Source organism: Desulfovibrio desulfuricans (genome assembly GCF_004801255.1).
Lineage (GTDB): Bacteria > Desulfobacterota > Desulfovibrionia > Desulfovibrionales > Desulfovibrionaceae > Desulfovibrio > Desulfovibrio desulfuricans_C.
In genome coordinates, this window is the sequence record NZ_CP036295.1 from 71383 (window position 1) to 83743 (window position 12361).

A 12361-nucleotide genomic window follows, 5' to 3' on the forward strand; every position below is an offset into this window, starting at 1 on the left:
AAGCCCTGGTTCAAATTCGCTGGCTCCGCGATGTTGCGGACAGCCTGTTCATGGGGCTGCCCGTTTGCCGGGCGTTACTTGCCCAAAATGCCGCGCAACAGGCCGCCCGCGCCCTTGGTCGCGTCCTTGGTGACGCCTCCGGCCTGTTTGCCCGTGTTTACCAGCGTGCCGGGCAGACTTTTGGCCATATCCAGGGCAAATTTGGGGTCAACGCCGTACGAAATGTCACTCAAAGGTCCCTTAGCCGTCACAGGTATGGTCAGCCCTAGGGTCTTGATGTCCATTGCGGCGTCGAGGTGCTGCCTGGGCAGGCTGATGCGGGCCTTGCCAAGGGCGTTGAGGCTGGGCGAGGTCACGGTTATGGGCGCTGCGTTTATTTCGCCGTCCTTGGCCGTAAAGGGCGCGCGGGCCAGATCAAACCGGTCGGGCAGGGGGCCGCCCTTGCCCGCGAGCATGGGCAGGCTTTTTGAAAGCTCGGCCATGGCGGGCACGTGCAGCTGGCGTATTTCAACCAGCCCTCGCCCGGCGAGGCTTTGCCGCATGTCTGCCGCTGAGCCGCAGCCCATGGTCAGGTCCGCGTCGAACAGGGCTGTACCGTCCACCATACGGCTCTTGCCAAGGGCCACCATAAGCGGGCCAAGTTCCACATCGGCGGCATGGGCCTTGACGGCGCAGGTCTGCGCGGCCATGTCCATGCTGCCCGTGGCCTTGACGGCTCCGCCGCTGCCAAGGCTGGCCGTCAGCGAGGTCAGGTTGTAGCGGCCTTTTTCGCCCTTGAGGGCCAGTATAATGTCCTTGACCTGCAGGCCGTCCTTGCTGATGCCGCCCACCTTGGCGCGGATGTCCAGGGCGGGCATCTTGCGCATTGCCGCAGCATCTGGTTTGGCGGTGCGTTTGGCGTGGGCCGGGCCGCCGTCGCTGGCTTGGGCCTTGGCCTCCGCACCCTTGGCGGGAGCCTCGGGGGCAGGCAGATAGGGGTCGAGATTGATCATGCCCGCCTGTACGTCCGCTGTTATGCCCATAGGGGCATCAGCAGGCAGGTCGAGGCGCAGCCCGCCGCGCAGGGCAATATCGTCCAGCTGCAGCTGCATCTGGCTGAAGTTGAGGGCATCGGACGTGTAACGCAGCATGGTTCTGAACCGCAACTCGTCCTTGCCTGCGACGGCCTTGATTTTTTGGCCCGCCAGCGCCGCCAGCTTGTGGGGCGAGCCTTCGATCTCCAGTGAGCCGTTAAACGACGGCGCGCCAAGGGCCGCCTCGCCGGAAATGTTCAGACGCGCCTGCGGCATGTTGAGCACGGCCTTGTTCAGCTGCAGGTGCAGGTCGCTGAGCCGTAGCGAACCCTCGCAGGTCAGCTGCAGAGGGCCTGCCTCCTTGGGCAGCAACCCTGTCAGTGGGGTGACGGTCAGCGCGGTCTGCCGAAAAAGCAGCTGCGGCGGCGCGTAGCGCAGACGGGATGAAAAGGCCAGCGTTCCTGTCATGCTGCCAGCCTCAGACGCGGCGGCGGTTTTGCCGCCAAGGACAAAGGTAAAGTCGCACTGCACCACGGCCTCTTGCCCCACGCGCAGGTTTTCGACCGAAAGATTCACGTCGTTGATGCTCAGGGTCTGGCCGCTAGCGGCCATATAGACAACCGAACCCTGGCGCAGGACCAGGCGTTTCAGTTCAATGGGCAGGGCTACGGGTTCCGCGCCGGCCTTGGGCGCGTTTTCGGCGGCGGGCTGGTCGGTTTTGGGCGAGCCGGCGGCGACGGATTTGCCCTCGCGCACTTCGATGGCAGGGCTGTCCAACCGGATTTCGCGCACAACCACATTGCCCGCCAGCAGCGGGCTGAGTTCCAGCTGGGCCATGCCGCTCTTGACCGCGATGGACACGCCCTGTCCGTCGCTTGCATTGCCCCAGTGAGCTTGACCAAAGTGGACGCCAGGGGGGAAAAAGGAAATTCCGGGCGGGGTGTCGAACTGCAGGGGCTGGCCTGTGGCTTTGGCCGTGGCGTCAGCGATCTGCCGCACCACAAAGCCCGTGTCCACGCGACTGACCAGAACAAACGCCGCCCCTGCCAGCAGGGCAATGCCGCCCATAATCCATAAAAAAACACGCTTCATTGAAACTCCGCAGGCGTCGCGCGGCCAGAAGGCCGCGTTAGCCGTCCGTGCCTTGTGGGCAGCGGGGTATGGATATGACCACTGTTTCTCTTATACGAAAAGCCCGCGAGCAGCGCAAGGCGAAGAAAAGGCGGGTTTGTTGCTGTGCATCCCTGTGCGGTCGTAGTTGCGGTCAGCCCTTGCAATCCATATATTGCCAAAAAAAGACGCATAATGCTCGGCGCTCCATACGGCCTGGGCCGCAGGTGCAGGGAGGACGTATCAACATGGCGGGCAAAACCATCCAGACAACAACCAGGCGGGGGGGCGGCGCGCCCTCGGCCCTGCCACCAGCCCTGATGGTTCAGGGAACCTGCTCCAATGCAGGCAAAAGCCTGCTCGCGGCCGCCCTGTGCCGTCTGCTGGCCCGGCGCGGCCTGCGCGTGGCGCCCTTCAAGGCGCAAAACATGGCCCTCAACTCCTTTGTCACCAGCGACGGCAAGGAAATGGGACGCGCCCAGGTGCTGCAGGCGGCGGCCTGCGGTCTTGCCCCCGACGTGCGCATGAACCCGGTTTTGCTCAAGCCCACATCCAACACCGGCTCGCAGGTCATCGTGCTGGGGCAGCCCGTGGGGCAGATGCGCGTGGGCGAGTACCTGCGCTATAAACCCACGGCCTGGCAGCATGTGCGCCAGGCGTATCGCAGCCTGTCGGCGGGCATGGACGTCATGGTGCTTGAGGGGGCAGGCAGCCCGGCGGAGATCAACCTCAAGGCGCACGACATCGTCAACATGCGCATGGCCCGTTATGCCAGGGCGCACGTGGCGCTGGTGGCCGACATCGATCGCGGCGGCGCCTTTGCCGCGCTGGCGGGAACCATGGCCCTGCTCACCCGCGCTGAAAGGGCGCGGGTGGGAGGATTTATTCTCAACAAATTCCGGGGCGACGCAAGCCTGCTGGATCCGGCCCTGACCATGCTGCAAAAGCGCACAGGCAAACCCTTTTGGGGGGTGGTGCCCATGCTGGAAGACCTGCGCCTGCCCGAAGAAGATTCGGTCAGCCTCAAGGAAGGGCTGACGCCGGGCCTGCACTCGGGCGCGGCAGACGGTACGGCAGACGTGCTGGATATTGTCGTGCCCGACCTGCCGCATCTGAGCAACGCCACCGACCTTGACGCTCTGCGCGACGAACCAGGGGTGCGGCTGCGCATTGCGCGCAACGCCGACCAGTGGGGCGCGCCGCATGCGGTTATCCTGCCGGGAAGCCGCAATACCGTAGACGATCTGCGCTTTTTGCGGCGCACAGGTCTGGCGGCCTGCGTGCTTGATTTTGCCGACCAGTGCCTGCGGCACGGGCGCGGCGCGCTGGTGGGCGTTTGCGGGGGCCTGCAGATGCTGGGGGCGGAAATCGTCGATCCCCTGGGGCTTGAAGAAGGCGGCCGCGAGGCGGGGCTTGGTCTGCTGCCGCTCGGCACAAGCCTGCAGGCGGCCAAGCGGCTGTGCCGCTCAAACGGGTGGGCGCAGGCATGCCTGACCGGGCAGGGGCGGCAACAGGTCTGGGGTTACGAAATTCACCATGGGCAGACCTCGCCTGTGACCACTGTGGCCCGCCAGCGTCCCGACGGCCTGGCGCAATGGGCGTGCGCCCCAGTGCAGGTGGTAATGGCGGACAGCGAGGGGCAGCCTCTGGGCTGGGGCTTGTGCGATGCGCGGGGCCGCGCCCGGGTGTGGGGCAGTTATCTGCACGGGCTTTTTGACGCGGATGCCTTTCGCCACGCGTTTTTACAGGGCCTGCGGCACGAGGCCGGTCTGCCGTCCGGACCGAAGACCGTGTACAGCCTTGGCCCGGAGCTGGACAGGCTGGCGGACGCTGTGGAGTCGGCGCTGGACATGCCCGCCATACTCAGGCTGATGGGGCTGGACTGAAGCCTGGGCCCGCCAGCTAGCTCGCGGGGTTTGCCGCAGCCTTGCCCCGCCACTGGCTCAGCAGTACGCCGAGCACTATGAGGGCAGCCCCGCCGTATTGGGCGGGGAGCAGTTTTTCGTCCAGCAGGGCAATGCCGAACAGCAGGGCAAAAACAGGGATAAGGTTGGTGTAGGCGGCGGCCCGCCCGGCGTTAAGGCGCTTGACGCCAAAATTGTACAGGCCGTATCCGGCAAAGGTAACGATGCCGCCAAGATAGAGCAGACAGGCCCAGGGCGCCCAGGCGGGAAAGGTTCTGCCAAGGCTGACAAGCGCGGCGGATTCAGGAATGGTCGCGGCCAGCAGGCAAAAAAAGACCATGCCCACAAAGGCCTGCACGGCCGTGATGCACAGTGCGCTGTACTGGGCCGAAAGGTGGCGGGCCAGCACGGTGTACCCGGCGGCGCAACACATGGCGACGCCTTCAAGGATGTTGCCCAGCAGGGGGTTGGCCGCTTTTTCGTCCGGCACGGCGGTCAGGGTCAGCCAGGTGACGCCGCATACCGCCAGCAAAAAACCCAGCCACATGCGCAGGCCGGCGTGTTCGCGCAGCGTGGCAAAGGCGGTTACGGCCACCAGCAGCGGCAGCATGGAAGTGATCATGCCTGCCTGCGAGGCGGTGGTAAGCCGCAGGGCGTTGGTTTCAAAAAGAAAAAAAAGACAGGGTTCGCACAGGGCCATGAGCGTGAGCGTGCCCAGATGCCCGTGCGTTTTCAGTTCGCGCCACAGCCTCGGCCATAGGGGCAAAAAAACAATGCAGGCCACGAGCATGCGCCCTGCCATGGTTTGCAGGGGGCTCAGGGTGGTCAGGGCAATGCGCAGCACGACAAAGGTGGACCCCCAAAAAGCCATGGCGGTCAGCAGTGCCAGATGGGGCAGCAGATTGGGAGCGGTGGGGGGCATGGCGGTTTTTCGGTTTCTCCAGACTGGTCGCGGATGATTTTTGCTGCAGCCTATGGTAAGAAGCCCAATACTTCAAGGTTCAGCTGTACCAGTTGATTGCGCGGGGCATTGCCTGACGGTTTGCGGTTTGGCGGAGGCAACATTGCCTGCGGGAGCACGAAGCATGAGCATCAAAACCATCATCAAAACTTCCAATCTCGCGCAGTTGCTGCTTCTTTTGCTGCTGGGGCTTTGCCTTGTATCCTTTGGGCGCGGGCTGCACGAAAGCAGGCGGACGCTCGAAAACTATTACAGGCTCGATTCCCTGCTGGTGGATGTGGAAACCAACACCCGCCAGAGCTATGAAGAAGCCAATGCCTTCATGTTTACCGGCAGTCCTGAAAGGTACGCCAACTGGCAGATACTGAGCCAGGCCAGAGCGGGGGCGCAGCAGGATTCCGCCATGCACGGCGTGTCTTTTGAGGACACGGCGCGCAATCTCAACCTGTCCACGAGCCTGCAGGTGCAGGTGCAGTCGCTGCTTGCCCGGCGCAAACACCTGGACAATCTGCTGGATACCGCCGTCAGCATGGCCGTGGGCAGCAGCGGCCCCCCGCACTGGGACAGGGACAGCCTTGATTTGCGCGGCGCGCAAAACTGGGCCGACAGGGTAAACCTGGACAGCGAGGTGCAGCAGATGCTGTTCAGCGCCCAGACCCTGCGCGAGGTGCAGTACCGCAGTTTTCTCGACCAGGTAAGCATGCAGGAAGAGCCGCTCGTGCAGATGGTCTGGGCCATGGGTATCGCCTTGCTGGCCCTGGCCGCCAGCGCGCTTGCCAACATCTATATTTTTCAAAAAAGGGTTGCGCAGCCGCTGGACGAGGTCAGCCTGTACGCCGAGGGCGTGGCTGCGGGCGAGGATCCCCAGCCGGTCAAGCTCAGATACAGGGACGAGCTTTCGGGCATGTTTGGCTCGCTGCAGCGCATGAAGGGAACCCTGTTTACGCGTATACGCGAGCTCAAGGAGGCCGAACGCTGGGCGCGTAAAAGCAAGCAGCAGGCCGTGCTTGCCCGGGCGCAGGCCCTGACCTCGCTGGAGCTTGCCCAAAAGGCCTCGCATGTGCAGGAAGACTTTTTGCGGCGTATGAGCCACGAAATACGCACGCCCCTCAACGCCATTATCGGCATGAGCTATCTCAGCCTGCAGACGGGCCTCAGCGGCGTGCAGCGCGATTACATGTCGCAGATCAACACGTCCGGCAGCGTGCTGCTGGACATGGTCAACCGCATCCTCGATTTTTCCAGCGTCAACGAGGGCTTGCTGCGGCGTGAAAGCCGCGCTTTTCTGCTGCCCCGGCTGCTGGAGCTGCTGCGGCAAAGTGTTGCGGGCAGCGCCCTTGATAAGCATCTGGAACTCCATTTTACCCTTGATTCTGACGTGCCCAAAGTTATAGAGGGCGACGAGCGCCATCTTGAAGAAGCGCTGCGCATCCTTTTGGACAACGCGGTCAAGTACACCCGCACGGGTTCTGTGGAGTGCAGCGTGCAATACGCGCGCGACGGCGGGCAGGACGATGCCTGCCGCCTGCTTTTTGTGGTGGCGGACACCGGTCCCGGCATGGATTCGACCCTTAAGGAAAAACTTTTTGAGCCCTTTGCTCTGGGCGACGAATCGATGACCCGCTCGACCAGCGGCCTCGGCCTCGGGCTGGCGCTGGCCCGTCAGCTGGTCAACCTGCTGGGCGGCGAGCTGTCTGTGGCAAGCTCGCTGGGCAAGGGCAGCCGCTTTTTCTTTGAGCTTTCGTTTGGCCGGGTGCAACATGGCGAAGCGCCGGAATCCCTCTCCGCCCAGGAGGAGGCGCTCGCCGCCGTAGAGAGCATTTTTACCCCCGCCGATGTGCAGCAGCAGACCGTGCTGGTAGTGGAAGACAACGACATCAACGCCCAGATCGCCAGCGAGCTGCTTGCTCAGGCCCGGCTGGCAGTGCGTGTGGCCTCCAATGGCCTGGCGGCGGTGGAAGAAGTGCGCCGTGGAGGCGTTGACCTGGTGCTCATGGACGTGCAGATGCCGGTGATGGACGGCCTCGAAGCCACTACGCGCATACGCGAACTGGGCTATACGCCGGAGATTCTGCCGATTTTGGCCATGACGGCGCATGCCGACGCAGCCTCGCGCATGGACGGAAAAAATGTGGGGATGAACGACTACCTCACCAAGCCGGTGGATCCGGCAGCCCTGTACGCGGCGCTTGAAAAATGGCTGCCGGGCGGGCTTGAATTCAACCCGCTGACCCAGGGCGGCGTCCCATGCGTGGCAACGGTGGAGGAGAGCGCAGGGCAGGGGCTGGACGTTATGCGTTCAGCGGATGCCGCCGTGGCTGAGCCGGAGGGGCTGGCCGTCAACGTGGAGGCGGGGCTTGCCACCGTGGGCGGCAACCGCGACCTGTACCGCGAGCTTTTGCTGCGTTTTGTCGACCACTATGGCGAAAGCGCCAGAGAGCTGCGCGGGATGCTGGCCTGCGGCGACTTGCGGGGAGCGGCGCGGCTGGCGCATACGGTCAAGGGCGTTGCCGCCAATCTGGGCGTGGAGCGCGTCTGCCGCCTCACGCGGCGCATGGAAAGCTCCCTGCCGCTGAACCCGCCCGGCGAAAGCCTGATGGATGAATTTGAAAAGAGCATGGATGAAGTGCTCATGCGCGTACGTTGCCTTGAGGGCGCAAACGCCATGACCACCACCGGCACGCTGCACCTGGACGGCGAGCACCGCGAGGCCCTGACGGCCCTGATGGCGGAGCTGCCGGAACTGATGGAAGTTGACTGGGGCAATGCGGAAAGCACGCTGGAAAGCTTTGTGCCCTTTGTGGACGGCACGCCGTATGCGGAAGATCTGGCCGCCATCCTTGCTTCGGTAAAGGACTTTGACAACGGGGCGTTGCAGGGGCAGGCGGCCGCCCTGCAAATCCGCCTGCTGGGTGATCGAGCGTGAAAACCGTATTTTGCCTCGACGACAAGATCCAGTACCTGACGCTGCTCAAGGTGGCTGTGCGCTCCCTGCGCGCGGTGCAGGGCAGCGAAGCCCCCTGCCTGTGCGTGTATGCGGGCAGCGACGCGGCCCTGCTGGCCGAGCTTGAGGCCGAGAACATCCCCGTGGCGCGGTATGCTCCGCGTCTTGACCCCAGCGGCTTTACCCCGTTGGGGCAGGCCTGCGCCGGGTGTTTTCTCAAGCTCGAGCTGGCGCTTGTGCCCGAGCTTGCGCAGGACGACCGCGTGCTTTACTGCGATACGGACGTGCTGTTTTACCGTCCGCTTGATGAACTTTTTGCGCAGCAGCCGACGTATGTGGGCATGGCCAGGGAATACACGGCGCCCTTTTTTCACCAGTACCAGCAGCTGTCGTACGAATACAGGGGCGCCAGCTACACGGTGCCCCTGCCGTTCCCCATCTGGACATATTCGAGCGGCGTGGCCCTGTTTAATCTGGACAGGCTGCGCAAGCGCGATTTTATCGGGCACTTCATGGCCTTTTGCAAAGAGAACGAATCTCGCATCGGCAACCTTGACCAGTCGCTGATCAATTATTTTTTCGGCAAGCGCATCACCCGGCTGGACGACTGCTGGAACTGCCCGCCGTACCGGGAGGAATGCAGGGATGCGGCACGGATAGTGCATTTTCACGGGCCAAAACCATGGGAGCACAACAGGCCCGAGCTGGCCGACCTGCGCATCAACCATTACCCCTACATGCGTGAGCGCTGGATGGAATACCTGACCTCGCAGGAGCGTGCGCTTGTGCAGAGCTGGGCCTGAAACCGGTGTTGCGTCAGGATGCGCGGCCAGCCGGGTGGACGGTCTGGATTTGTTCTGACCTCTGAAGTATTTTGCGCATTGACCGATAAGAATGAAAACCGGGCCTTAAAAAACCCAATTAACGCAGTCGGCAACGGCGCGTAACAGGCCTGGCCGCAGCGGTTGCGGCGGTTCAAGGGCCGAAAACGCCCGCTTATACCATGGAGGCCATCCCATGACGGATACAATGGACGCGGCGCAAGCGCCGAGGCTGGAGGCGCAGGACTCTGACCAGGAACACGACGGCGACCTGCTCCAGCTCGTCACCTTTCGCATTGGCGAAGAAGAATTCGGGGTTGATATCCTTTCTGTTCAGGAAATCATCCGGCTCATGCAGATTACCATGGTGCCCCATGCCGCAGCGTTTATCGAAGGCGTCATCAACCTGCGCGGCAAGGTTATTCCCGTCATCAACATGCGCACCCGGTTCAGCCTGCCTGCGGTGGAGCATGACGCCAACACGCGCATTGTGGTGATGGAATTCAACCAGAAGATCGTGGGTTTTCTGGTTGACGGCGTGTCCGAAGTGCTGCGCATCCCCGTCTCAACCGTCGAACCCGCGCCCCCGGTAGTGTGCGGCATCGGCTCGGAGTACATACGCGGGGTGGGCAAGCTCGAAGACCGACTGCTCATTCTGCTTGACCTCGACACGTTATTGAGCGACATGAACGCCGATGCGGGTTAGCATGGCGGCCAGGCGCGCACACCTGAATCTGCACGGACGGCGGGTCTGTTGAAGCCCGGCTGCCTGCGCTTTTTTGAGTGAACGACGCGCAGCCTGAAGCCAAAGCCAGCCGGAGCGGCCCAGCCGCTACGGTCATGCCGCCGCAGCAGGAGGCCTTATGTCCATGCGTCTTTCCCGTTCCATTGTGGGTGAAGCAGAAGCCCGCGCAGTCAGCCGCGTCATCACTGAAGATGGCTACCTCGGCATGGGCAACGAGGTGCGCCTTTTTGAAGAAGAAGTGGCGCGCTACATTGGCGTCAAGCCCAGTCAGGTTATCACGGTCAATACGGGCACAGCGGCCCTGCATCTGGCTGTGGACGCCGTTGCCGCGCAGTGCCGCGTAGACGGCAAACCCGAAGTCCTCGTTCCATCGCTTACCTTTGTGGCGTCTTTTCAGGCCATCGCCGCCGCAGGCTGCGTGCCTGTGGCCTGCGATGTGCTGGCAGAAACCGGCACCATTGATCTTGCCGATGCCGAGCGCCGCGTGACCCCCCGCACCATTGCCATCATGCCAGTGCACTATGCCAGCAACCCCTGGCATCTCGATGCCGTGTACAGTTTTGCCCGCGACAGGGGCCTGCGCGTTGTGGAAGACGCCGCCCATGCCTTTGGCTGCAAAAGCCACGGGCGCATGATCGGCAGCTTTGGCGACATGGTCTGCTTCAGCTTTGACGGCATAAAAAATATCACCTGCGGCGAAGGCGGCTGTCTGGTGGCCTTTGACGAAGAGGCCGGGCAGCTGGCTTCGGACGCCCGCCTGCTCTCTGTGGCCAACGATGCGCAAAAGCGCTTTACGGGCGGGCGCTCGTGGGATCCGGACGTCAAGCGGCAGGGCTGGCGCTACCATATGAGCAACATCATGGCCGCCATTGGCCGCGTACAGCTTGGACGCCTTGAGGCGGAATTCATACCGGCCAGGCGGGCGCTTACAGCCATTTATGAAGAACGGCTCGCCGGGGTGGACGGTCTGGCGTTGCTGGCCACTGACCCGCAGGATTTTGTTGTGCGCCACATCATGCCCGTGCGTGTGCTTGACGGCCGCAAGGACGCGGTCAAGGAATTTTTGGCCGCGCGGGACATCCCCACCGGCGTGCACTACAAGCCCAACCACCTGTTGAGCTGCTTTGGCGGGGGAGCCCAGTCGCTGCCCGTAACAGAGCAGCTCTATGCCGAGCTGGTAACCCTGCCCCTGCACCCCGGCCTCAGCGTCGAAGATGTGGAGAGCGTGTGCGAAGCGCTTGTTGCGGCACTGAAGTAACCGCATCCGCAAGGGTGGCCCGCCGTGGCTAGCGGCTGGCAAAGACTGCCTGGCTGCTCCCGGCTTGCGGCGCTGGCGCGCGGGCTTTTGGCCCGGCGCTGGGTGCGCTTTGGCATTGTGGGCGGCGCGGCTTCGGCGAGCTACTTTTTGCTGGGGTTGCTGTTTGTCAACGTGCTGCAGCTACCTACGCTGGCGGGCAATGCCCTGGCCTTTGCGCTCAGTTTTATCGTATCCTATCTTGGGCAATGCCTGTGGACGTTCCGCGCGGCGGATGCGGGCGCGGGCATTGCCACCCACCGCTCCATGCTGCCGCGCTATGCGGCTACCCAGGCCGTGGGCCTGGGTCTGAATTCAGCCATTATCTGGCTGCTCATGCAAATGGGCGTCCCCTATGCCTGGGCCATGCCCATAGCCGTATTGCTTGTGCCGGTTATGGTCTATATGCTGTGCAAAGTCTGGGTATTCAAAAAGCAGGCGTCGTTTGCCCCGGTCGGAGCAAGGCAGACGCCTCCGCAACCTTCGGCCGACTCCGGCCCTGCCCGCAACAAGGATAACGCATGAATGCCCCAGCTGTTTCGGTTATCATGAACTGCCTGAACAGTTCCCGCGATCTGCGCGAAGCCATGGACAGCCTCATGGCCCAGACCTTTGCGGATTTTGAAGTCATTTTTTGGGACAATTGCTCCACTGACGGGAGCCCCGCCATTGCCCGGAGTTACGGCGACAGGGTGCGCTATTTTCGCGGCGAGACCATCGTGCCGCTGGGCGAGGGGCGCAACCTGGCGCTGGCCCAGGCGCGCGGGCGCTATCTGGCCTTTCTCGACTGCGACGACGTGTGGAAACCCACCAAGCTGGAGCGCCAGGTCGCCCTGTTTGAAGCCAACCCCCGCGTGGGGCTGGTATGCACCGATACGGAGATATTTGACGGCAGGCGGGTGCTCAAACGGCTGTTTGCCGAAACCTCGCCCGCAAGAGGCATGGCCTTTGCCGCGCTGATGCAGCGGCAGTGGATATCCATGTCGTCGGCCATGGTCAGCCGCGAGGCGCTGACGAGCCTTTCGGCGGATAAAATTCCCTCCGGGCAGGGCAGCAACGGGGGCTGGTTTGACCAGAGCCTCAACGTCTGCGAAGAGGCCGACGTTTTTTATCGCATTGCCCACGACTGGGAGCTGGACTTTGTGGATGAGCCCCTGACCATGTGGCGGGTGCACGGCAACAACACCACGTTCAGAAAATTTGGGCAATTTGCCGATGAAACCCTGCGCATACTTGAAAAGCACCGGATGCTTTATCCCGGATATGATCAGGAATATTCGGAGCTTGTAGCAATGATGACCCGCAGGGCGGGTTTTCAGAAAGCAGTGGCGCTGTGGCGCGAGGGACACAACAGCGCCGCCCGCGAGGCTATAAAGCCCTGGCGGTACAGCGGGCTCAAGTTCAAGATTTTTTGGTGGGCCAGTTACCTGCCTGGAGTTTTTTTTGACATGGCCGCCCGCCTCTATTTCGCTCTACCCGCCAATTTGCGACAATAGCGCTAAGTTTTGTGTCGTCAATATAGGAAAAACGTGTTGTTTTTTTGGCTAAAAGATTATATTCGCTCTCAAT

The 12361-nt window shown here is 62.6% G+C and carries 9 protein-coding genes; 7 read left to right on the forward strand and 2 right to left on the reverse strand.

Going from position 1 to position 12361, the window contains the following annotated elements; all coding sequences use genetic code 11:
* Positions 1-74: 74 nt before the first annotated feature.
* On the reverse strand, positions 75-2105 hold the full coding sequence (locus DDIC_RS00310; RefSeq protein WP_136398594.1) for an AsmA family protein: 2031 nt from the start codon (positions 2103-2105) through the stop codon (positions 75-77).
* Positions 2106-2443: 338 nt separating this feature from the next.
* On the opposite strand from DDIC_RS00310, the gene DDIC_RS00315 reads away from it, so the two are divergent.
* Positions 2444-4009 (forward strand): cobyric acid synthase, encoded by a 1566-nt coding sequence (locus tag DDIC_RS00315; RefSeq protein ID WP_136400962.1) that lies wholly within the window; start codon positions 2444-2446, stop codon positions 4007-4009.
* Between the two features lie 16 nt (positions 4010-4025).
* On the opposite strand, the gene DDIC_RS00320 is transcribed toward DDIC_RS00315, so the two are convergent.
* Entirely contained in the window at positions 4026-4949 is a 924-nt protein-coding gene (locus tag DDIC_RS00320; protein ID WP_136398595.1) for a DMT family transporter, read from the reverse strand.
* Between the two features lie 163 nt (positions 4950-5112).
* Between DDIC_RS00320 and DDIC_RS00325 the strand changes: the two genes are divergently transcribed.
* The 6 genes from DDIC_RS00325 to DDIC_RS00350 all read left to right on the forward strand — a co-directional run bounded on the left by DDIC_RS00325 (position 5113) and on the right by DDIC_RS00350 (position 12288).
* Positions 5113-7914: a response regulator gene (locus DDIC_RS00325; protein ID WP_168732428.1), complete on the forward strand. Its 2802-nt coding sequence runs from the start codon at positions 5113-5115 to the stop codon at positions 7912-7914.
* Entirely contained in the window at positions 7911-8735 is an 825-nt protein-coding gene (locus DDIC_RS00330) for a glycosyltransferase family 8 protein (RefSeq protein ID WP_136398597.1), read from the forward strand. Before DDIC_RS00325 ends, DDIC_RS00330 begins: the two co-directional genes overlap by 4 nt.
* Positions 8736-8961: 226 nt before the next feature.
* On the forward strand, positions 8962-9459 hold the full coding sequence (locus DDIC_RS00335; RefSeq protein ID WP_136400963.1) for a chemotaxis protein CheW: 498 nt from the start codon (positions 8962-8964) through the stop codon (positions 9457-9459).
* Between the two features lie 157 nt (positions 9460-9616).
* Positions 9617-10756 (forward strand): DegT/DnrJ/EryC1/StrS family aminotransferase, encoded by a 1140-nt coding sequence (locus DDIC_RS00340; protein WP_136398598.1) that lies wholly within the window; start codon positions 9617-9619, stop codon positions 10754-10756.
* Between the two features lie 24 nt (positions 10757-10780).
* Positions 10781-11317, forward strand: a complete 537-nt coding sequence (locus DDIC_RS00345) for a GtrA family protein (protein WP_247647504.1) — start codon at positions 10781-10783, stop codon at positions 11315-11317.
* Complete coding sequence (locus DDIC_RS00350; protein ID WP_136398599.1) at positions 11314-12288, forward strand: glycosyltransferase family 2 protein; 975 nt, start codon at positions 11314-11316, stop codon at positions 12286-12288. Before DDIC_RS00345 ends, DDIC_RS00350 begins: the two co-directional genes overlap by 4 nt.
* Positions 12289-12361: the final 73 nt, after the last annotated feature.

Coding starts and splice junctions, on each gene's coding strand:
- DDIC_RS00325 (WP_168732428.1), top strand. CDS start 5,113: ATGAGCATCAAAACCATCATCAAAACTTCCAATCTCGCGCAGTTGCTG.
- DDIC_RS00315 (WP_136400962.1), top strand. CDS start 2,444: ATGGTTCAGGGAACCTGCTCCAATGCAGGCAAAAGCCTGCTCGCGGCC.
- DDIC_RS00320 (WP_136398595.1), bottom strand. CDS start 4,949: ATGCCCCCCACCGCTCCCAATCTGCTGCCCCATCTGGCACTGCTGACC.
- DDIC_RS00340 (WP_136398598.1), top strand. CDS start 9,617: ATGTCCATGCGTCTTTCCCGTTCCATTGTGGGTGAAGCAGAAGCCCGC.
- DDIC_RS00335 (WP_136400963.1), top strand. CDS start 8,962: ATGGACGCGGCGCAAGCGCCGAGGCTGGAGGCGCAGGACTCTGACCAG.
- DDIC_RS00350 (WP_136398599.1), top strand. CDS start 11,314: ATGAATGCCCCAGCTGTTTCGGTTATCATGAACTGCCTGAACAGTTCC.
- DDIC_RS00310 (WP_136398594.1), bottom strand. CDS start 2,105: ATGAAGCGTGTTTTTTTATGGATTATGGGCGGCATTGCCCTGCTGGCA.